Origin of the sequence: Pseudomonas sp. AL03, from assembly GCF_029960815.1 — a bacterium.
Classification (GTDB): domain Bacteria; phylum Pseudomonadota; class Gammaproteobacteria; order Pseudomonadales; family Pseudomonadaceae; genus Aquipseudomonas.
This window is the reverse complement of record NZ_JASBRE010000015.1, coordinates 45,994-66,619: the sequence shown is the minus strand read 5'-3', so window position 1 is coordinate 66,619 and position 20,626 is coordinate 45,994. Positions and strand designations below refer to the sequence as shown.

Annotated in this window: 17 protein-coding genes and 3 pseudogenes; 6 read left to right on the top strand and 14 right to left on the bottom strand. The window is 53.3% G+C overall.

Features of this window, described 5'->3' with window-relative positions:
* Positions 1-10 precede the first annotated feature (10 nt).
* The 7 genes from QK293_RS15985 to QK293_RS15955 all read right to left on the bottom strand — a co-directional run bounded on the left by QK293_RS15985 (position 11) and on the right by QK293_RS15955 (position 8,334).
* Positions 11-517 (bottom strand): DUF5625 family protein, encoded by a 507-nt coding sequence (locus QK293_RS15985; RefSeq protein ID WP_282378573.1) that lies wholly within the window; start codon positions 515-517, stop codon positions 11-13.
* Between the two features lie 277 nt (positions 518-794).
* Entirely contained in the window at positions 795-1,301 is a 507-nt protein-coding gene (locus QK293_RS15980) for a DUF5625 family protein (protein ID WP_282378571.1), read from the bottom strand.
* Between the two features lie 341 nt (positions 1,302-1,642).
* Positions 1,643-2,119: a DUF5625 family protein gene (locus QK293_RS15975; RefSeq protein ID WP_282378569.1), complete on the bottom strand. Its 477-nt coding sequence runs from the start codon at positions 2,117-2,119 to the stop codon at positions 1,643-1,645.
* 545 nt (positions 2,120-2,664) lie between these two features.
* Complete coding sequence (locus tag QK293_RS15970) at positions 2,665-3,111, bottom strand: hypothetical protein (RefSeq protein ID WP_282378567.1); 447 nt, start codon at positions 3,109-3,111, stop codon at positions 2,665-2,667.
* A 27-nt stretch (positions 3,112-3,138) separates the two neighbouring features.
* Entirely contained in the window at positions 3,139-4,554 is a 1,416-nt protein-coding gene (locus QK293_RS15965; RefSeq protein ID WP_282378565.1) for an HlyD family type I secretion periplasmic adaptor subunit, read from the bottom strand.
* 95 nt (positions 4,555-4,649) lie between these two features.
* The gene (locus QK293_RS15960) at positions 4,650-6,788 is read right to left on the bottom strand and encodes a type I secretion system permease/ATPase (RefSeq protein ID WP_129437111.1); all 2,139 of its coding nucleotides are present in this window, start codon (positions 6,786-6,788) and stop codon (positions 4,650-4,652) included.
* 133 nt (positions 6,789-6,921) lie between these two features.
* The gene (locus tag QK293_RS15955) at positions 6,922-8,334 is read right to left on the bottom strand and encodes a TolC family outer membrane protein (protein WP_282378561.1); all 1,413 of its coding nucleotides are present in this window, start codon (positions 8,332-8,334) and stop codon (positions 6,922-6,924) included.
* Between the two features lie 174 nt (positions 8,335-8,508).
* On the opposite strand from QK293_RS15955, the pseudogene QK293_RS15950 reads away from it, so the two are divergent.
* Positions 8,509-8,702 (top strand): annotated as a pseudogene (locus QK293_RS15950) (NADP-dependent glyceraldehyde-3-phosphate dehydrogenase); the annotation flags it as partial.
* 260 nt (positions 8,703-8,962) lie between these two features.
* Here the strand turns inward: QK293_RS15950 and QK293_RS15945 are convergent.
* Together QK293_RS15945 and QK293_RS15940 are read right to left on the bottom strand one after the other, a co-directional pair.
* Positions 8,963-9,217 carry a hypothetical protein gene (locus QK293_RS15945; protein WP_282378559.1) on the bottom strand — a complete coding sequence of 85 codons (255 nt, stop codon included), beginning with the start codon at positions 9,215-9,217 and terminating at the stop codon, positions 8,963-8,965.
* A gap of 33 nt (positions 9,218-9,250) precedes the next feature.
* Positions 9,251-9,637 carry a DUF6124 family protein gene (locus QK293_RS15940; protein WP_282378556.1) on the bottom strand — a complete coding sequence of 129 codons (387 nt, stop codon included), beginning with the start codon at positions 9,635-9,637 and terminating at the stop codon, positions 9,251-9,253.
* A gap of 487 nt (positions 9,638-10,124) precedes the next feature.
* Between QK293_RS15940 and QK293_RS15935 the strand changes: the two genes are divergently transcribed.
* Both QK293_RS15935 and QK293_RS15930 read left to right on the top strand, forming a co-directional pair.
* Positions 10,125-10,694 carry a helix-turn-helix domain-containing protein gene (locus QK293_RS15935; RefSeq protein ID WP_282378553.1) on the top strand — a complete coding sequence of 190 codons (570 nt, stop codon included), beginning with the start codon at positions 10,125-10,127 and terminating at the stop codon, positions 10,692-10,694.
* Positions 10,687-11,565, top strand: a complete 879-nt coding sequence (locus tag QK293_RS15930; RefSeq protein ID WP_282378551.1) for a queuosine precursor transporter — start codon at positions 10,687-10,689, stop codon at positions 11,563-11,565. The genes QK293_RS15935 and QK293_RS15930 overlap by 8 nt, the downstream gene beginning before the upstream one ends.
* Positions 11,566-11,617: 52 nt before the next feature.
* Here the strand turns inward: QK293_RS15930 and queC are convergent, their stop codons facing one another.
* Both queC and QK293_RS15920 read right to left on the bottom strand, forming a co-directional pair.
* Positions 11,618-12,307, bottom strand: coding sequence for a 7-cyano-7-deazaguanine synthase QueC (queC, locus tag QK293_RS15925; protein ID WP_282378739.1), 690 nt, complete (start codon positions 12,305-12,307; stop codon positions 11,618-11,620).
* Positions 12,308-12,537: 230 nt separating this feature from the next.
* A complete protein-coding gene (locus QK293_RS15920) occupies positions 12,538-13,686 on the bottom strand; it encodes a hypothetical protein (protein WP_282378737.1) in 1,149 nt (382 codons plus the stop codon).
* A gap of 409 nt (positions 13,687-14,095) precedes the next feature.
* Here QK293_RS15920 and QK293_RS15915 point away from each other — a divergent pair, with 409 nt between their 5' ends.
* Both QK293_RS15915 and QK293_RS15910 read left to right on the top strand, forming a co-directional pair.
* Positions 14,096-14,305 carry a hypothetical protein gene (locus tag QK293_RS15915; protein ID WP_282378549.1) on the top strand — a complete coding sequence of 70 codons (210 nt, stop codon included), beginning with the start codon at positions 14,096-14,098 and terminating at the stop codon, positions 14,303-14,305.
* Positions 14,306-14,384: 79 nt separating this feature from the next.
* Positions 14,385-14,636, top strand: a complete 252-nt coding sequence (locus tag QK293_RS15910) for a hypothetical protein (protein ID WP_282378546.1) — start codon at positions 14,385-14,387, stop codon at positions 14,634-14,636.
* A gap of 11 nt (positions 14,637-14,647) precedes the next feature.
* Here QK293_RS15910 and QK293_RS15905 read toward each other — a convergent pair whose 3' ends face one another.
* Entirely contained in the window at positions 14,648-16,090 is a 1,443-nt protein-coding gene (locus QK293_RS15905; protein ID WP_282378544.1) for a mechanosensitive ion channel family protein, read from the bottom strand.
* Between the two features lie 161 nt (positions 16,091-16,251).
* Positions 16,252-17,170, bottom strand: a pseudogene (locus QK293_RS15900) (reverse transcriptase domain-containing protein); the annotation flags it as partial.
* Here QK293_RS15900 and QK293_RS15895 point away from each other — a divergent pair.
* Positions 17,165-17,356 (top strand): annotated as a pseudogene (locus tag QK293_RS15895) (aldo/keto reductase); the annotation flags it as partial. The pseudogenes QK293_RS15900 and QK293_RS15895 sit on opposite strands and share 6 nt — an antisense overlap.
* Positions 17,357-17,401: 45 nt before the next feature.
* On the opposite strand, the gene QK293_RS15890 reads toward QK293_RS15895, so the two are convergent.
* A complete protein-coding gene (locus QK293_RS15890; protein WP_282378542.1) occupies positions 17,402-20,620 on the bottom strand; it encodes a transporter substrate-binding domain-containing protein in 3,219 nt (1,072 codons plus the stop codon).
* Between the last annotated feature and the right edge of the window lie 6 nt (positions 20,621-20,626).

The following is a 20,626-nucleotide window of genomic DNA, read 5'->3' as shown; positions in this document are numbered from 1 at the left end:
TAAAATTGCTTCAATGCTTTGGATTATAGTAAGAAAAACTCACAAACCCCTCTATACTCCGAAACGCATCCAGCTTATCAAGCGTATTAACCTCAACAAAATAACTTCCAGGCACCAGCTCTAGTATTTTAATTAATCGAACTGCTGCATTTACATATCGCCCCTCATAATCAATTCCCTGCCCCCATTGCACACCTGCTGTCACTAATACCTCATCAAAGTAAACCTGACCATCTTTCAAGATCCGAAGATGTATGGGAATAGCTACACCTTCATTATCTAAATCACCCCACACCTCAATTTGTTTATTTATTTCGGTTAAACCATGCCCCTTGGCAAACAGCAAAGCAATTCTGTAGTCTCCGGATTTCCTTACCATAAACTGCGTACTCGCGGACTGGTTAGCCTGGGAGACATCCAAAGGCTTTACTATTGACACAGGTGCTGAACAGGCTGCCAACAAAAACCACACAGCACTTACAACGCCATTGCGTAAAGCATTCATCATTCCACACATAAAAACTCCGTTTTCGACACTAAAAACAAATACATTAAAAAAGCCATGTTAGTGCCAGGGGTTATAGTAACAAACCTCTACGAAGCCTTCGATATTCAGGAACGCTCCAAATCATCAAGAGTGCTGACTTCAACCGACTAACTTCCAGGCAAAACTCCCACTAAAGGGGAGCACTAAAGAGGACAGATTTATTTTCTGAAGCCAGAACCATTCAGAAAAATAAATCTGTCCCCTTTCTCCTGTTGCCCCCTTTCTCCTCCTTACTAACAAAAATGCTTCAATGCTTTGGCTTATAATAAGCAAACTCTATATAACTTTCGACTCCACGAAACGCCTCTACATCTTCGAGGGTGTTGACCTGAACGGAATAAGCTCCAGCAGGTAACTCGTAAGTCTTGATGAGTCTGACCGCTGTATTCAACGTTTTACCTTGATACTCAAAGTCCTGCCCCCAAAACACCCCATTGGTACTAATGTTTTCGTCAGAAAAAATCTTTCTATCTTTAAAAATTCTAACGTGCACGGGTATTGAAATGCCTTTTCCGCCACTTTCGCCCCATATCTCACTTTGCCTGTTCATTTCCACCAAGTTCTTACCTCGAACAAACAACAATGCAAATCTGTACTCACCCACCCTCTTGACCACGAAATCCATAGATACCTGTTGATTGTCTCGAGAGACGTCCATAGGTTTAACTATCCATAGAGGATCTGAACAGGCCACTAACAACACACAAAGCAGAGCAATAGCCCCTTTGCGCAATATATTTATAACTCCATGCACAACCAACTCCTTTTTTTAGATTGCCAACAACATAAGACCACTAAAGGACCGGCTAAAAGAAAAGCGGGGACGAAAAGCGGGGACAGACCACGATTAAATCGATGGCTTACAGCTGCGCAGTTTAAAAAACGTGGTCTGTCCCCGTTTATGTGTCCGCCAGACGAAGCATGCGTATCGCCCGCTTTGTAATCGCCTTTATTTTGTTGATAAACGTACTCCGCATCCGTCTTTGCAACCTTATAAGTCACACTGTACTTCTTATCCACTTTGACGCTCCCTGATCAACTTAAAAAAATCGCTTCAATGCTTTGGGCTGTAATAAGTAACTTTCACAAACCCCTCTATACCCCGAACGCTTCCCGATCCTTAAGAGTACTAACTTCGACGGTACAACTTCCAGGCACCAACTCTAAAACCTCAATCAACCGAATTGCTGCATTAACATACCGCCCCTCATACTCAATCCCCTGCCCCCACTGCACACCTGTTGTCACCAATTCCTCATCAAAGTAAACCTGTTCATCTTTCAAGACCCGAAGGTGTATGGGAATAGCTACACCTTCATGATTAAGATCACCCCATATTTTAATTTGCTTATTTATTTCAGCCAAACCATTTTCCTTTGCAAATAAAAAAGCGAATCTGTAATCGCCGAACTTGTTAACCACAAACTGCGCACTGGCGGACTGGTTAGCCCGAGAGACATCCAAGGGTTTGACTACCGATATCGGCGCCGAACAGGCTACCAACAAAACACACATGCCACCTACAACCCAATTGCGCAGGAGACTTATCACTCTAAGCATGACTAACTCCACTTTTTATCCTCAACAAACGCCACTTAAATCTTACCAACCCACAGACAATTTTTTTTCAACCAAAACCTTATCGAGACCACTAAAGTGGACAGATTTATTTCCTGAAGCCAGAACCACTCTGAAAAATAAATCCCCCCCTTTATCAGCCCCTTTATCCAACGCCTAGTTCCATTCATCTTGAATTAGCCGACAGACAACCAAGACAACACCCAGTAAAAAACCCAAATAATTAAAAATTCAACAGCACATATAAACGAGCAAAACAAACGATCAAAACTTCCTCCCTACCCGACAAATACAACCCAATAAAAATATTCACACAAATCAACGCCCTCCAATCAGTATAAAGGTCACCAAAGAACGTACCGGGCATTCTCACGACGAATTTGAGCAGTAAAAATACGCAGACGCCGGAAAAAACCGCCATCAAAAAATACTTGCTGTAAAAAGCGCGCTGCTCCTGCCTTAAAACTCCATTCCTACTTCCTGTATTGACTCTGATTGGCCGACAGTCGCTTTACTGCGCACAACACACCACTCGTTCTTCAACGATAAGCCGCAAACCTGACCTGCACGTTCCCCGAGGCATCCGTCCCGCGAAGATCTACCTTGCGGCTAAATACCCGCGTTTCCCCAATCGCAACATCAATTCGCAAATCGTCATCAGATTCCCACTGCACGTTGGGCGAGAGCGCGTGATCAAAAAAGCTGCCGCACTCACTCGAATAAACCTGGTAGTTATCGTTCTTAACCACGTCATTTACATCCAACAGGCGGTTAAATACGACCACCGCGTCAGAACAGAATGGAGCTACCCCGCCTCCCGAGCGGGAGACATGGGCGGCGCTGTACTGTCCAGTCGGTGAGGGATAAACCTGGATAGTCACCTCTTCATCGGGATCAAAGGTCACGCCCAGTAAGGTGATGACGCCATACTTCAACACGGTAAGAAAACCGATCGCCGCCAATACAAACTTCAATAACCGCATCACTCGCACGCTCCTCCTTTGCAGCAACATTCAACGCTCTCGCAAACTCTCATCCATATGCTGCTGCAACGGACTCAAGAAGTACTCGATCACCCGACGCTGATCCGTCTTCACTTCCGCCGTCACCGACATCCCCGGCGACAGCGCCACTCGCTGACCATTGACCATCAAGTGATCGGACTTCAGGCGAATGCGGCTGCTGTAGATCAACCCGCGTTTTTCATCTTCGATGGCGTCGTTCGAGACGCTGAGCACTTCGCCGGCGACGGTGCCGTATTTGGTGAAGGTGAAGGTTTCTACTTTGACCGTGACCGGTTGGCCGGCGCGGACGAAGCCGACGTCCTTGTTTTCCAGCATCGCTTCCACTTCGACCGGCTGATCCGCCGGGACGATGACCATCAACGGCTGGGCCGGTGTGACCACGCCGCCGACGGTGTGGATGGCCAATTGTTGGACGGTGCCGTCCACCGGGGCTTTGAGGCTGGTCAGGGTTTCCTGGTAGCGGGCCTTGGCCAGTTCCTGAACCAGGCTCGCGGCTTTTTGGTTGGCCTCTTGTTGCAGGTCGAGCATGGCGCGGCGATTCTGCGCAACGACGCCTTCGCGTCGACGCCGCGCCTCACCCTGGGCGGCAGTGGATTGCAGCACGCTGGCTTGCTGCACACTCAATTGACGTTGCAAGTCGAGTCGGGCCTGTTCCTTTTCCAGGTATTCATGACGCGCCACGTACTGTTGCGCCAACAGCCGCTGGTAGTCCTCGGCCAGTTGCGTGGCGATCGGCACGGTTTGTCGCAGGCTGGCCACCTGGGCCTGGGCAGACTGGATTTCGGCGCTGCGCTGAAGGATTTCCGCGTCTACCAACTCAAGGTTACTGCGGTATTCCTGATACTGCCCTTGCAGCCAACGCTGGGCGCTGAGCACCTGCTCTGGGTTGGCGTTGGCAATCGCTCCGATCAGCGATGCCGGTGGCTTTTGCTGATTGATCGCATCGAGCATCGCTGCACTGCGGGCACTGTCGATACGTGCTGCCAGCAGGTCACTCTGAATCCGTCTGACATCGGCGTCCGCTGCCGTCGGGTCGAGCTCGACCAGCAACTCGCCGACTTTCACGGCCTGACCATCACTGACATGGATCGCCCTGACCACCGCCGTTTCGCTGGATTGAATCAGCTTGGTTTTGCCATTCGGAACGATCTTGCCCGGCGCGACCGCCACCACTTCGATCTTGCCGATGCAGGCCCACAGCAGCGCCAACACGGCGAACCCCATGATGCTCCAGACAAAGATTCTCGGTGCCGGATGCACGGGGGTGTCCTGCAACTCCAGCGCGGCGGGAAGAAACTGCGCTTCATGTGGCAGGCGCTGCACGCTGTCCATCTGTTTGCGCTGGCGCCAGGAGTCTCGCCAGGCGTGGCGGTAACGCTGCAATAACGAAGGCGTTGCGCTCATGGGAAATCGGTCCTTGAATCCGGAATACAGTGAGTGCCGCCGCGCCCGATATCAGGCGCGGTCGACAAACCAATGACGAGTGAGTGAAGGGCTGCTCAGCCCTGTTGCATACGGTGCAGACGCGAATAGTGGCCGGCCTGATGCGTGAGCAATTCGGCATGGCTGCCCTGCTCGACGATTTGCCCGCGATCGACCACCAGAATGCGATTGGCATCGCGAACCGCCGACAATCGGTGGGCGATGATGATCACCGTGCGGCCGGCGCAGATGCTTTGCATGTTCTGCTGGATGATCCGCTCGGACTCGTAGTCCAGGGCGCTGGTGGCCTCATCGAAGATCAGAATCCGCGGGTTGCCGATCAAGGCGCGAGCGATGGCGACCCGTTGCCGCTGACCGCCGGAGAGCGAGGTGCCGTGCTCGCCGACCATGGTGTCGTAGCCCTCGGGCAGCTCCAGAATGAATTCATGAGCGCCAGCCATGGTGGCGGCATGCATCACCGCTTCGAGCGGTGCGCCCGGATCGCTCAGGGCGATGTTTTCGCGGATGCTGCGGTTGAACAGCATGTTGTCCTGCAACACCACGCCGATCTGCCGGCGCAGGGAGGAAACGTCGGCCAGCGCCAGGTCCATGCCATCGACCAGCACCCGTCCGCGCTCGGGCACGTACAGGCGCTGAAGCAGTCGCGTCAGAGTGCTTTTGCCGGAGCCGGAACGCCCCACGACACCAATGACCTCACCGGCCGCGATCTGCAGACTGACCCCGCGCAAGACTTCCGAGCCGTCGGCACGATAACGGAAATGCACCTGGTCGAACTCGATCTGCCCCCTCAGTGGCGGCAACGCACTACGAGTGGCCTGGGACAGCTCGGTGCGGGTGTTGAGAATGTCGCCCAGACGCTGCACCGAAACCCCGGTTTGCTGGAAGCTGGTCCACAACTGCGCCAGGCGCATGATCGGGCCGCTGACGCGACCGGCGAGCATGTTGAAGGCAATCAGCTCGCCCACCGACAGCTGACCGTCAATCACCAATCGAGCCCCCAGCCAGAGAGTCGCTACCGTGACCAGTTTGCCGATCAACGACACACTTTCGTTGGCAATGGTGGACAAGGTCTGGGTCTTGAAACCGGCAGCGACATAAGCCGCCATCTGGTTATCCCACTTACGGATGGCCTGAGGCTCGACGGCCATGGATTTCACGGTATCGATACCGTTCACGGTCTCAACCAGAAACGCCTGGTTCTCCGCGCCACGGGTGAAACTGTCCTGCAACCGGGCACGCAACAGTGGCGTGATGAGCAACGAGACCAACACGTACAACGGCAACGACAGCAGCACGATCAGAGTCAGCCAACCGCTGTAATAAAACATCACCAGGACGAACACCACGGAGAACAGTACGTCCAGCAACAAGGTGATGGCGTTGCCGGTGAGGAAGCTGCGAATGTTCTCCAGTTCACGCACTCGGGCGACCGAATCACCAACCCGCCGCGCCTGAAAGTACGCCAGTGGCAGGTTGATCAAATGTCGGAACAATCGCGAACCCAGCTCCACGTCGATACGGCTCGCTGTATGGGCAAACACGTAGCTGCGCAGACCGCTCAAGGCGGACTCGAACACCATGATGCCCAACAACCCTGCTGCGATGACATCGAGGGTGGTCAGACCGTGATGCACCAGCACTTTGTCCATGACCACCTGGAAAAACAACGGCGTCACCAACGCAAACAGCTGCAAGGCAAAGGACACCAGCAGCACTTCGCCCAACAGCTTGCGGTATTTGACGATGGCGGGAATGAACCAGGTGAAGTCGAACCGCGAGGTTTCACCCGGCAACCCGGCCTCGGAACGCACCAGCAGCAGTTCACCGGTCCAGCGCGCCGCCAGGGCCTCGAAGGTGATGACTTCAGGACGCTCCGATCGCGGGTCCTGAATCAGCGCCTTCCCTTGGTCCAGCTTGGCAATGATGAAAAACGTCCCGTCGCCATCGGCCGCAATCGCAGGCATTGGCGTACGGTCCAGACGGGGGATGGTGGTGTTGACCGATTTGGCCTTGAGTCCCAGCTTGCGTGCGGCGAGCAGCAGTTCACGTTGCGTGAATGGCTGATTCGCCGGAGCGAATTCGTGAGCCAGTTGCTCGGCGGATGCCACCACCGAATGAAACCGGGCCAGCATCACCAGACACACGAGACCGGTGTCTGGCGTGGGCGACTCGGCGCCCCTTCCTTGATCACTCATAAGCTTCCATGCGTGCCGCATAGCGGCAATAAATTCATAAATCTTTCAAGAGGTTATATCAAACCCGAAACAATTAGTATCAATACGACATCATCGCCTGAGATTTATTTCACTCAGGCGTATGAATCGATGATCAGAGCGCCTTGCGCTCCTGAGGCGGCAGAAAATCCCGATCCGCGTCGTAGTCCTTTGTCAGGTACATCGCCAGATCGGTCAGGTCGGTGGGGCTCAACGTTCCGGCTGCTTGCTTGAGTTTGAGCGTGTCGATGATGTAGTCGTAACGAGCGTTGTTGTATTCACGTACAGCGCTATACAGCTGGCGCTGGGCATTGAGCACATCAGCGGTATTACGCGAGCCCAGATCACGACCCACCTGATTGGCATTGACCGAAGCCTGGCCGGAGCGAATCGTCTGTCGGCGGGCAATCACCTGCTCGATATCGGAATTGACGGCGCGGTAGAAGTTGCGGGTGTTCTGCACCACCTCGCGGCGCCGGTCTTCTCGCTCATCTTCGCTCTGGGCCAGCCGTTCGGTCGCTTCGCGCACTTGCGAGCGAGTCATGCCACCGGCGTACAACGGAATGTTCAGCTCCAGGCCGATGCTGCCTTGCGCGACATTTCCTCGATAGCCGTTACGCCCGAAGTCGGTGGGGTTGCTATAACCGAAGCTGTCGTTTTCGCCCTTGCGCCAGGACGCCACCGCATCGACGGTCGGTGCATAGCCGGCCTTGCGCTGGCGATTGGTTTGCTCGGCAGCAATCACCGCGTAGCTGCTGGCCTGCAATGCAAGGTTCTGACGTACCGCGCGGCTGACCCATTCGTTGGCATCGTTGGGGACCGGAAGCTCCACGGGCAGTTGATGTTGAATGCCCTCGATCGCCGAATAGTCCTGACTGGTCAAACGGGACAGCCCTTCATATGCATCGTCGACCTTGCGTTCGGCGAGTTTGCGATTGGCATTGGCGTTGTCGTAGGCGGCCTGGGCGTCGAGTACATCGGTGATGCTCGACGCACCATTTTCCAGACGCGCTTGGGCCTGTTGCTGTTGGCGCTTGAGCGCGGCTTCCTCCGCTTTGGAGGCAGCCAGCAAATCCAGCGCACGCAAGGTTTCGAAATAGGCCTGGGCCGTGGTCAGGACCAGTCCCTGTTCCTTGGCACCCAATTCAAGTTCGGCCTGCGAGACACTGGCATGCGCCGCTTCGAGTTGAAACCAGCGATCGGCACGAAACAGCGGCTGGTTGAGGTTGGCCTGAAATACCGCGGTGCTGCGAGTGCGTGTCAGACCCGGCTCATCACGTTGCAGACGCACTGACTCCACCGTGCTGCCGGCGTTGAGCGTTGGCAGTAACCCGGCCTGGGCTTGCGGAACACTTTCGCGCCGGGCCTGGTAATCATGGCGCGCCGCAGAAAGCTGAGCATCGTGCTCGACCGCCTGACGGTAAACCCCCAGCAAATCGGCGCGATCGGGACTTGCATCGGCAATAACCGGGATCGTCACTATCGTAAGAATGAGCAGCGGTGAAAAAAAACGGGTGGGGTGAGTCATAACAATCCGTGTCGAGTCCGGGTAAAACGATTCAGCCATGCTGATCAGGGCGCGCATCCTACGCCGAGCCCAAGGCAGCAACAAGACCGAACTGTAGCCACTAACCATCATCTCGAGAAAAGCCCTGCTCGCACGCCTTGACCTCACGGCAGTGGCGATAACACCCTTATCCGCATCACCCAAAACATCCTTGGCAACCTGTTCTCTCACGCTCGCGACATCCCGGAAAAATACCGCCTCGACGCGAAGACCGAGCAACGCGAATACCTCGTCGACGGTGAACTGAAAACCTGGAACGGCCCCCTCGCCGTGGTCCGCAGCCCGGTCTACGTGGCCGGCGAAAATGGGGCGAACAAGTGATCCTCGGGATGGAAACAGACCCGGCCCGAGCGGTTCATTTATTTCGAAAGTTTCATATGTTTTTATCAGTAAATCTGAAAAGTCTACGGTGCTGATCCTTCAAAAAAATGCGTAACTCATTGATTTTATTAATAACAAATAATCATCTTTTTTGAAGCCCTTACAGTAGCCAGCCGTCGGAGCCGATCAGTTAACCCGTAACACGATCTCTGCTACAGATCGTCTTACGGCTTAACTGATCGGCAATACGCCGAAAGGCGCCCTTTTTCTACGTTGAAACGTGCACCTGCAGTCGTCGTCCGACGACATCCATCAAATCACAGCCATCGCGCAGTGAAGTCACCAACACCCGCGCCAGCTCACTGTGGACACCCTCGCCAAACGCAATGCTCTCCAGCAGTTGCGTTGCGGTACGAATGCGGTAGGCCGCGGTTTCATGCAACACGTCCAGTGGTGCTTCAGTGTCGATCAGCAATGATGGGATGTTGCAGTCGATGCCAGTGATAGGCATGTATCGATCCATGATGAAAAACCTCCATTGGGAAAAGGCACACGATTATTCAGCGTTGGCAGTTGGACGACCTTCAGACGATCCCCGGGGCGGCTCCAGGTTGTCCAGCGCTCGATTGACCAGCAATTCGCCCAGCGCGGACAGTTGCTGAATACCCACAATGACATGGCGACGAGGGCCTTCCAGTTCACGGGCGAGATCGGAGGCCATGACACTCAGGGAGGCGAGGGTTTCAGAGGCGTGACAGAGCAGGGATTCCGTGTCGACATCCGGAACGACGGCGAAGAAATAGTTGGCAGATTCGGGACGTGTGTGAGTGCGCAGGGGCACGCTGACGAGTTGTTCGGTGACTTTGGCGGGATTGGATGAATCGACGGTGTTGTTGGGGGAATCGTTTGGTGATTCCGCGGATTGGATGGTGGATTTTTTCATAACAGAGCTCCTTGCAAAGTTAAAAAATGCAAGTCCCACACTGCCAGCCGGGACAAGGATGCTTACTGTACGCGTGTTATTAGAGAGGTAAAAACATTAATAATAAATTTAACTTTGTTAATCAAACAAGTGAACATCTGTGCAAAAAAATGATTATAAATGGTTAATATTTGTACATTTAGCAAGACTCGATAGCTACAAAAAAATAGACGATATATCCCCCGGCAAACTGTGCCGCACACGAAACAACCATTACTTCCTCATTTCTGTAAGAAATTTCGGTGATATGCCCCTACGCCCCCACCGCGACACATTATCTAACGTTTGCCAACGTGCTTACGGCATTATTTTGCACATAATTCAAGCATTCAGGATGTAGGGCTCTCTGAAAACAACACCACCATCGTTACTCAGCTGTATCGGGGAAATTTTCTCTAGCAATAAACAAACGGTGATATTTAATGCACAGAAAGAAAAAACAGAAAACTTGAAAAACAATATTAAGTATCTGATAAAAAGTCGCGGAGAAACACAACTATCACTATGCAACTCAATTGGTTTAACCAGAACTACGATATACAACATTTTGGAGGGTAAAGTTGTAAATGTTCAACAGTCCACAATTCGCAAGATTTCTGATTTTTTCGGAGTATCCTATAAAGAAATAGAAAGCATAGATTTTGAGGAGAAAGAGATAATCGAAAGTAGTATTTCCCTTCACGGAAACATGAATCCAGCCGCAGTCCCCATAATCAAAGAAAGCCTGCTTATTCAGAGTTTGGACAAAAGAATCGGTGAGCTAGCGACACTTCATCCCTTGACATACTATTTCGGTGCTGCGTGCAATTTAATCGGCGTGCTTCTTGAGAGCGAAATCAGTGGGACCAATGAACCTGGAGACCTGTTAATAATAAACAAGGGACATTTGAACAGCGATAGAGAAAAATTAATATACAACAAGACCACAAGAAAATTATTTATAGCCAATGATCGCGCTCTTACTTCTGATGTTTTCTGTGTAGTAGGGGAAATCATTGAGGAAAGGTTTAATGATTAACAAAGACGCGATCGAGAACAGTAAATATAAATTATTGGGATTTGAAAACGATAAAAACCTAGCAATAATCATGATTCTCTCCACTGGAAAAGTTATAAAAATAACGCTGAGCTCGCTATTAAAAAGCGAGATACTGGATAATTTAAACAAAGCAGAAATAAAAAGCGTGTATCGGAAGTTCTATTCTCGCGGAACCGCACCGACCGCATACGAAGTAAATGATCGTCACGAAGGAGCGTGGATTATTTTTGTTGTATTAAATCTAATACTTTTTACGCTGTACATCTTTACAAACTTCGCCACGGCAAAATTGTTTTATCTAGAGCAATTTAGCGTCATTGTCACCCCAGGTGTCTTCCTGTATCCATTGACATTTTTAATAGTCGACTTATTGAACGAATTTTATGGATTCAGGCTTGCAAGAAAAGCTATATTGTTCGCATTCTTAAGTAACGCTTTTATTTTTGCTCTATTAAACGCCACTAGCTATCTTCCAGGACTGCCTAGCTGGAAGCTTGATACTTCTTATGGCGAACTCATCAGCCATGTTTCATCCGTATTAGTGGCGTCTTCCGTCTCTTTTCTTTTTTCCGAGTACGTAAACTCTTATTTGCTATGTAATATAAAAGAGCTTACAAACTCCAGACTTATTTTTCTGCGAGTCTTTTTTAGTACATTCTTCGCAGTGATAATCGACAGCTTCCTTTTTTGCTTTATTGCGTTTTATGGAACCATGCAAAACAGCGAAATACTACATATAGCCTATGTTCAGATAGCTATAAAAATGTGTTTTGCTTTTTTTAATATTCTACCTGCCTACGGGGCGAGGTCATTGTTTAAAAGGTACACCGCTCGCATCCAAACACCATAAAACCAAGGGGAGCTAGCAGTTAATAGCTCCACCCTGATTAGCAAGTTTCATTTCACAAACCTAATTGAATTTTTAGACTACTTGTGATTTCTGCTCTGCTTTCCAGAAATTCATTTAATCCTTTCGCACGAAGAACACATGCATCGCAGTCGCCGCACCCACTTCCCATTACTCCGTTATAGCAAGTCAATGTGTGGTAACGAATCAAATCCAACTGCTTATGGTAATCAGCCAAAGCCCAAGTCTCAGCTTTATTAAGCCGCATAAGCGGCGTCTCGATTCGAATCTTATAACCCATGCCCAAGTGAATGGCGCTGTTCAACACCTTGACAAACTCATCACCACAATCCGGGTAGCCAGAACTCTCTGTTTCACAAACGCCTGTGATGACAGCCTCAGCGCCCACTTGATAGGCATAAATAGAAGCCAACGTTAAAAACAAAATATTCCTGCCTGGCACGAACGTATCAGGCACACCGCTCCCCGTACTTCTTGCAATTGGAATGTGGTCGCGCGTCAAACTACTAATGGCCAGTTCGCTCAACAATGAAGCGTCTATTACTTTGTGTACCTTCACACCAAGCTGTTTCGAAAGCTGTTGCGCCACTTCGATTTCCGCACGATGGCGCTGGCCATAATCAAACGTAATGCAATGAATTTCATCGTACATCGGCAATGCATGGATCAAGCAGGTGGTTGAGTCTTGTCCGCCGCTGAAAACGATAACGGCCTTTCTGGTCATGGTTCGTTCTTCCTTGGGGTGTCCCGGCAGGGTACCGGGGCCGTTGACCCTACCGGGAAGCTCAAACTCTGGGTGTGGGAGGTTTCCGAAATGACCGTCTCCGATTTCCGTTTGTGTCAGTTCTATGCTGGATGCCCGATGGATTTTCCAACCAGTCATCACTGATGACCCGCTTCAAACGGCAGTTACGCGGTCTCATTGATTACTTGGGCAATTCGACAATGGCGCTTTCAAACCTTTGGAAGATCCATTCTGTAACCCGCCCCCGGCGCGCCTTCATGCAACGCCGACTGAATGTTCGCATACAAGGCGTTCGCCTCGTGGGTAGTGATTGATCGCGAACAATCACGCAGTACAACGCGCAGAAGCACATTTTCCTGGCCCGGCAGCAGTCCGAGGCGTTCAATTGCCTGCACAGGTAAATCCGAGAATCCCCAACGTCCCTTGACCTGCATCTCCTCGATCCAGTCAGAGTTGTCGCCAGCAGCTTGTAACATCCTCTCGGTCAACACTTCCTCGCTTAACCCTGGCGTTACCGCCAACGAAATATCACGAGCAATCGAAGGCAAACGTGATACAGCGCTCCAGGGATTCAAATCATGCATCTGCGCCTGTACTCGTACGTTCTGATCACGCAGCAAGCGAATATCCGGAATCCCCTTGCGCAGCATGGTCAGTCGATCCAACCCCATCCCGAGCGCCAGCCCTCCATGACACTGCGGATCAATCTTCAAGCGCTCTAACAAAGACGTAGCAATACGACCGCACTCCAGCACCTCGACCGCAGCGCCGTCATTCAACACATTCACTTCTATTCCGCCCTCCGTGTAGTGATGCGGACTATCGCTGTAGACCCAACGCTTGTCAGGAACGGCTGATTTGAGGATATCGCTGACCAGACGCAACACGTGGTCATGCGTCGACAGTTCCGGATCACCCAGCACCCAGATATCCATTTGATGTGGTTCTGCGCAATGCCAACGATCCCGACTATCTCGACGAAAAGTGATACCTGGCGCGGCCAGCAATATCGTTTCCCCCGGTTGCCGCACATGAGCTGCACGCTGAAGTGCCGCCGGAATTTGACTGGTGGTTTGTGTACGCAAAAGGGAACACTCATCGACCCAACGGGTGTGTTCACTTCCAAGAGTGACTTCTGCTGGGTCATAACCCAGCAAACCGTAATTTTCTTCAGCGGACACAATTCGTGGTCCGGTCTGAAGTTGCGCTTGGGGCCAGCCTTTTTCAGCAAGCTCCTGAAGAACTTCATTTAGCAATAGTCGGACGGCGTGATCGGGTGCGCTTGCCTCGGTAAGATCAACCAGTAGTAGAGCTTGATGGACAGACGTATCTGTCAGGCATTTCTTTGATGCATGCACTATATAACCCTCTATTAACAGTTGAACATTTGCTTTCAAAAAACAAAACCCATAAATAAACCTAACGACATCAGGTCATCAGCCACAACCAAAAAAAAGGAAAATATTAAATTTTCAGAACAATATTACAGATACGCCCTACACAAATAACCTATAGAGCTTTACGAGGACTCCAACAGTAAATTAATTCTAAAAAACTCCTAACAAATTATTTAACACATCAAAAACCCTGTATTAATTAGTCCACTCCCAAGCATTTCAGGGAGTACAAACCAACAAAATGAACAAGGAAGATCAGATGAAAAAGAAAAACATCATCAAAGAAAAACTCAACCGAATCACTTCTGGCCCGGATAATTTTGGTTGGGCACCTCTGGCTTGGGCTCACACGGGGAAGTAAATAATACCAATGAGCGACAAGAACTCTCTTGCCGCTCATTGGAAAGAAGAGGAGGATTTTATGCCAACATCAAAAATAATATCGACGCTCTTTGGTCAGGGGGAGTTATCAATAATTTCGGATTCAGAAGACTTCCTCAGAGAATGTGCGCACCTAGGTTTCAATACGGCAAATATTTCTGAGATTGAGAAACTACCAGAAAACAGTATTATTTTTTAATTTAGCAATGACGCTGCAAAATTGACGTTTGATATCGCAAAAAACACAAAAAATAAAAAAGTTTTTTTTGCGCAACGCCATGTCGTCCTCATCCGAAATGCCGTTGCCACCGGCCACTACACCGAATTCCGAAGCGCGTTGGCACCTGGAGTCCTTGTTGTGGGAAATGCCGGAACAGGCGGGTGAAGCCTTTCTGCTCTCCCAGATTCACGGACATGACCGCACCCGGATCGCAGCGCAGCAGTCGGTGCACAAAAAACCGCTGACGCGTCGACAAACCCTGGCTTATCTAGCCTTGCTGTTGATCGCCTGCCCCGTTGGGCGCCCGTGACCTTCGAACCCCTACGCTCGCTTGCGCAGCCACTGCAAAAACCCCTTCTTCTGCACAACCTTAGGCGCTTCTTGAGTCAACCTCTGGGCCTTGTTCAAGCGGAAATCCAGCAACGCCTTCATCGCTTCGCCGATGTCATGCCGCGCATCCAGGCACGGTTGGAGGTATTCCCTCTCGATCCGGTACACGCTGCAGACCGTCTTGGCGCTGAAGTCCGCCGGCAACGCCGTATCCGACAAAATCCCGCCCTCGCCGATCACCTCTCCCGGCCCCATGCGCCCGGTTTCGAACTTGACCCCGCCTCGGCTCAGCTCCACCGATACGACGCCGGATTCAATGATGAACAAATGATCGCTGACCTCCCCCGCCGACAGGATCATTTCACCGGCGCGGAAGGTTTGCAGTGTCATGTTCTGGCTGAAGGTTTCTTTCTCTTCCTGACGCAGGGTCGAGAAAATGTTCGACGCGTCCAGCAATGCCCGTGGCCGTGACAGGTTGGCCGGTGCATTCGGTTCGTCGTTCGACAACAGGCTGACACCACTGGCCTGCAAGTGCCGGAACGCCAGGTCGAACAGCAGATTACGAACCATGCGTTTCTGGTCCATTGAGACCACGAAACCGCTGATTTCGTATTCCACGCCGGTGGCGCTGGTGCCCTTCAACGCTACGCTCGGCGCCGGTTTGTTCAACAGATAGCGGCATCCTTGCATCGCCCGTTCCAGCGCGTCGATCACCGTTTGCGGACGAGCGTGCGGGCTCAGTTGCAAGCTGATGGATACGCCGAAAATATCACTGGGCCGGCTGAAGTTGATGATCTTGGCCTTGGCCGCCAGGGAGTTGGGGATCACCGCCATGCTGCCCTGGGCCGTTTGCAGGCGCGTCGCGCGCCAGTCGATATCGGTGACTCGACCTTCGGTGCCGTCGATGGAGATCCAGTCATCCAGTTGATAGGGTTTGGTGGTGTTCAGGACGATCCCTGAGAACACGTCGCTGAGGGTACTTTGCAAGGCCAGGCCGACAATGATCGCCAACGCACCAGAGGTCGCCAGCACGCCCTTGACCGGCAGATCGAGTACATACGCCAGGGCGGCGATGATCGCAATCAGGAAAATCACCGCGCCGAGCAAATCCTGCAGCAAGCGCCCGGTGTGCCCGACCCGTTGCGTCATCACCGCGCCGATCAGCACCGTCAGGGTTCGTGCGCCGAACAGCCACCAGCCGATCTGCAAACCGGTGGCCGCCAGGTGCACCGGGACGTTGTCGGCCCAGGGCGCCGGCTCCATGGGGTTCATGCCCTCGTTGAACAGCAGGACACTGAACAACGAGAAAATCACCAGCCGCACAAACAGTTTCCAGTGGCTGCCATTGGCACTGAGCAGACGCCACAGCCCAAGATCGATAACGATCAAAGCCATCGCGCAGAGCAAAGGGTGATCGGTGAGCAGTGACAGCATCAAGCAACTCCAGCGAAGGCCAATGAGCGGAAGATCGCACACATTTCGCTTGTGGAGTTATAGCTTTGAAAAAATCGGCATAGGGGGCGGCCTTCATAGGCCACTCCCCTGCCACACCACCCGGCATGCGGGTCCGCACCGGGCGGTTCGAGAGATTGAGGTTATGAGAGTCGCACCAGTCCCAGCCTGTCGAACCATGCCACATCCAACACTCGATTCCGCTCAAATCGGCTGTTACGCCACCCGCTATTCGAGTTGGCCGCCACTTTCCGGGCCGTTTGACTGCTGGCTCCCAGCACCCTCAGTTCGCGGTAGATCGTCGGTCCACGCCGCCACTGCTTAAGCGGGATCGCTCGCAGTCGGTGTCGTATCCATTCGTCCAGCTCTCGCCAGATTTTCGGTGTTTGTGACAACCCAAAGTAAGTTTTCCAGCCCAAGAGATAAGGGCGTAGATTTTCGACGACTTGTCGCAGACTGCGGCCACCTGAGCGACGGGTGAGTTCGCGTATCCGTTGCTTGAACTGCTTGCGCGCCTTGTCCTCGACGTTCAAGCTCCCGATCCACTTCGTCCAGCAGCACATTCGCCAGCAACGGCGACACCGGGCCGCCTTGCGGCGCCCCGCAGCGGCTTTTCTCGGCCACGCCATTGATCAGCGTTCCCGCATCCAGATACGCCCGAATCAGCCGGATAACCGCCTGATCCGTAATCCGCTTGCGCAAACGATCCATCAAGATGTCGTGATCGACCCGGTCGAAGAACTTCTCCAGATCAACATCCACCACCACTCTGCGCCCACAAGACACATGGCGCTGAGCCGCCAGAACGGCGTCCTGCGCGCAGCGTCCCGGGCGAAAGCCGTAGCTGTGTTCACTGAAAGTCGGATCGAGTAATGGCTGCAAGACTTGCAGCAACGCTTGTTGGATCAAACGGTCGATGACCGTCGGAATTCCCAACTCGCGCTGACCACCGTCGGGTTTGGGAATGACCACGCGGCTTACCGGACTGGGCCGGTAGATACCGGATAGAAGCTGTTTACGAGTCGCCGCCCACTGAGTCAGTAGATGTTCGACGGTCTGTTCATCACCAGCAAGATCTGGGTCGCCAACTTCGCCAGGGATCGACTGATCGACAGCCTCAAAAAAAGCCTGCAAAAGCTGCAAACCGACTACCTGGACTTGACCCTGATCCACTGGCCGTCCCCGGAAGATCAAGTGCCGGTCGAGGCGCTCATGGGCGCCCTGCTAGAAGCCAAAACACTCGGAGTGATTCCTTCGTCGACCAAACGCATCGCGCCACACTGGGATTAAGCGTCAGTCTCTCTTGAGGCTCTGATCAAGGCGTGACATGGCGTGCTGCAATTGATCGACGGCCTCGTCGATCAACGTCGCGCGCCCCTCGGCGCAGGCACGCTCCAGATGTTCGCAGCACTCGATCAAACGTTCTGCACGGACCATGCGCGCACCACCTTTGATGCGGTGCGCCAGGTCTTGCAGACGGTGACAATTGCCACTGACGTGCGCTGCAAGCAGATCATCGCGATCGTAGAGGTTGGTCACGGCCAGTTCGCGCAACAATTGATTGATCAGCGTCCGGTCGTCACCGACGTATAGCTCCAGGCCGGTCAAGTCGATCTCGGACGTTGATTGCTCTTCAACCGGCGCTGGCGGCTCACTCACAAATCGGGACGCCAACCAGGCACGCAAATCCGCCAGCCGAATCGGTTTGAACAGGCAGTCATCCATGCCCGCCTCCAGGCAGCGGACCTTCTCTTCAGGTTGTGCATTGGCGGTAAATCCCAGAATCAGCGTCGGCGGCAATCCATGGGCACGCTCTTCATCGCGTATCGCACCTGCCAGCTCATAACCGCTGACCACTGGCATATTGCAGTCGGTGACGACTAAATCGAGCTCATGTTCGCGCCACTGCGCAAGACCGCGCTCGCCGTTCTCCACCTCCAGCACACGATGCCCCAGATAGCTCAGCTGGCGTGAGAGCAACAATCGATTGGCCGGGTAATCGTCGACCACCAGAATCGTCAGCGGCCGGGTCAGCACCTGCAAACCGCTATCCACCCACTCGCGGGGCAACAACGGTTGCAACGCGATCAGATCAAGGCTGACTTCAATCTGCGTCCCCAGTCCGAGGACGCTGACGAGCTGCAATCGGCCGCCCATCATTTCGCACAGAGAACGGCTGATGACCAGCCCCAGGCCGGACCCGTTACGGCCGGACTGCTGGCTGCTGCCGGCCTGCACGAACGGGCTGAACAATCGCTGTTGATCGACCAGACTGATCCCGATGCCGCTGTCCTCAATGCGCACACTGACTGCCAGATGCCCCGGCAAACCCGGGTCCACTTGCAGCGTCAGGCTCACCTCACCTTCACGGGTGAACTTGATCGCATTGCTCAGCAGATTGGACAGCACCTGCTTGAGGCGCGTGGGGTCGACCAACACGTCACGGTCGCAGTGCTCACCCAATTCCACTCGCCACTGCACATTCTTCTGCCGTGCCAGGCCTTCGAACACCTGGCACACCGACGCCACGAGTGTCCGCAGATTCGCTCGCGCAGGGGTCAACGACAAATGCCCGGATTCAATGCGGGCGATGTCCAGGATGTCGCCGATCAACGCCAGCAATTGCTGCGCGGCTTCGGACGCCACTTCAATGGCAGAACGGTCAGTGACGCCCTCCTCCGCTTGCTTCAGCGCCAATTCGAGCATGCCGATCAGGGCATTCATCGGCGTTCGGATTTCATGGCTCATGGTCGCCAAAAATGTGGTTTTGGCGCGATTGGCATCATCGGCAGCGTTCTTGGCGTCTCGCAATTGCCCGAGCAGTTGTTGGCGCTGACGGATCTGCCGACGCTGCCAGGCAATCCAGGCAAGTGCGAGCAACAACAAGGCGCCGGCCGCAGCAAATGCCTGGAAAATCCCTTCGCGATGACGCAGCCAATAGCTGTCATCCACCACCACATCATTGCTCCAACGGGCGACCAGTTCGTCCATCTCCTGGGGCGAAATGCTCAGCAACGCCTTGTTTAGAATCGACTGCAACTGCGGCGCATCACGACCGATGGCCAGGGCAATGCGCGCCGGTTCATCGCCCACGGTGCTGCTGATCCGCAGACGCTCGCGGTAATACCGGGCAATCAGGTAACGGGTCATGAACAACGAACTGAGCGCGGCATCGGCTTGCCCCTTCATGACCAACTCCAGACCTTGGGCCGGGTTTTCGACATCCACCATCCGCACATCCGGCGCCTTTGCCTGAATGAACGAGCGCATCGGATGGCTGTGGTAAATCGCCAGGCGTTTCCCTGCCAGATCGTCCAGCGTCCTTGGGCTACCGGGGCTGATTGCACTGACCAGCGTGTACGGATTCGTCACGTAGGGGCTGGTAAAACGCAGCTCGGCGACGCCTTCGGTCGTAGGGATGAGGGCGGGCAACACGTCGATCTCGCCAGCCTTGAGTTGCTGGATTTGCTGGTCCAGGGAATGCCCCCGCAGCACGTTGAAGTTCAAGCCGCTGCGCTGGCTGATCAGCGTCAGCAGTTGCGCCGTCAACCCGCTGAATCGCCCTTCGGCGTCGTAAAACGTCAGCGGCGCAAAATTCTCGACCACGCCGACATTCACCGTCGGGTGCTGATCCAGCCAGCGCTTTTCACTCGCGCTCAGACTCACGCGCTGCTGACCCATCATTTTGGCCTTGCCCACGCTCCAGCGATGCTCGATGGCCGAGCGTTGATCCATGGGGATCGCCGTCAGGGCCTTGTCGACAATGCTTTTCAAACGCACATTGCCCCCAGCCAATGCGAAACCGAACGGGTTAGCGTCGAGGCCGGACGGCCCCACCAGGTGAACGTTATTGAGGTTGTTGTAGTTGATCAGGTAATTGGCGCTGATGAGGTCACCGAGGTACACGTCATCCTGCCCATACGCCACCGCCCCAAGCGCATCGACCACCGAGGCATAACGTTGCAGGCTGGCCTCGGGATAGAAGGCTTCGACGGTCTGCGACGGCAGATAGTCATCGACCATGGTGATGCGTTTACCCGCCAGATCGACGGGCATTTGCTCGTCCACTCGGCTCACCAGAATGGGCTGATCTTCAGCATAAGCACTGGAACGGGTCAGCTCGGGATCGGCCGCCTCGAAGTTGTTGGACGTGCCGAGCAGGTCCAGATCATCGTGTTTGAGCGCATTCATGGCCGCTTCGCGTGTGCGGTAACGAAGCACTTCGATTTTGACGTGCAGCAGTTGCGCCACCAGCGCGGCATAGTCTGCGGTGATGCCTTCCAGTTCATCAACATTGCGCGTGATCTCAAACGGCGGATAATCCGGCCCCGACACCCCGAGGCGCAAGACTCGCTTGTCGCGCAGCCACTGCCAGTCCTTTTGATTCAGTTGGACCTGATAGCCCTCCACCGAGGAACGTCCCAGCAAATGCAAAAGCTGTGGCTCGTCAGCTTCCGCAACCGGTGCTCCCGGTACACAGAACAGCAACAGAGCCCACAAACAATTACGCATGATCAG

Bases quoted from the DNA above. Each gene is read 5' to 3' on its own strand.
- QK293_RS15985 (WP_282378573.1), bottom strand. From the start codon at position 517: ATGTGTGGAATGATGAATGCTTTACGCAATGGCGTTGTAAGTGCTGTG.
- QK293_RS15965 (WP_282378565.1), bottom strand. From the start codon at position 4,554: ATGAGCGCAACGCCTTCGTTATTGCAGCGTTACCGCCACGCCTGGCGA.
- QK293_RS15960 (WP_129437111.1), bottom strand. From the start codon at position 6,788: ATGAGTGATCAAGGAAGGGGCGCCGAGTCGCCCACGCCAGACACCGGT.
- QK293_RS15955 (WP_282378561.1), bottom strand. From the start codon at position 8,334: ATGACTCACCCCACCCGTTTTTTTTCACCGCTGCTCATTCTTACGATA.
- QK293_RS15945 (WP_282378559.1), bottom strand. From the start codon at position 9,217: ATGGATCGATACATGCCTATCACTGGCATCGACTGCAACATCCCATCA.
- QK293_RS15940 (WP_282378556.1), bottom strand. From the start codon at position 9,637: ATGAAAAAATCCACCATCCAATCCGCGGAATCACCAAACGATTCCCCC.
- QK293_RS15930 (WP_282378551.1), top strand. From the start codon at position 10,687: ATGATTAACAAAGACGCGATCGAGAACAGTAAATATAAATTATTGGGA.
- queC (WP_282378739.1), bottom strand. From the start codon at position 12,307: ATGACCAGAAAGGCCGTTATCGTTTTCAGCGGCGGACAAGACTCAACC.
- QK293_RS15915 (WP_282378549.1), top strand. From the start codon at position 14,096: ATGAGCGACAAGAACTCTCTTGCCGCTCATTGGAAAGAAGAGGAGGAT.
- QK293_RS15910 (WP_282378546.1), top strand. From the start codon at position 14,385: ATGTCGTCCTCATCCGAAATGCCGTTGCCACCGGCCACTACACCGAAT.
- QK293_RS15905 (WP_282378544.1), bottom strand. From the start codon at position 16,090: ATGCTGTCACTGCTCACCGATCACCCTTTGCTCTGCGCGATGGCTTTG.
- QK293_RS15890 (WP_282378542.1), bottom strand. From the start codon at position 20,620: ATGCGTAATTGTTTGTGGGCTCTGTTGCTGTTCTGTGTACCGGGAGCA.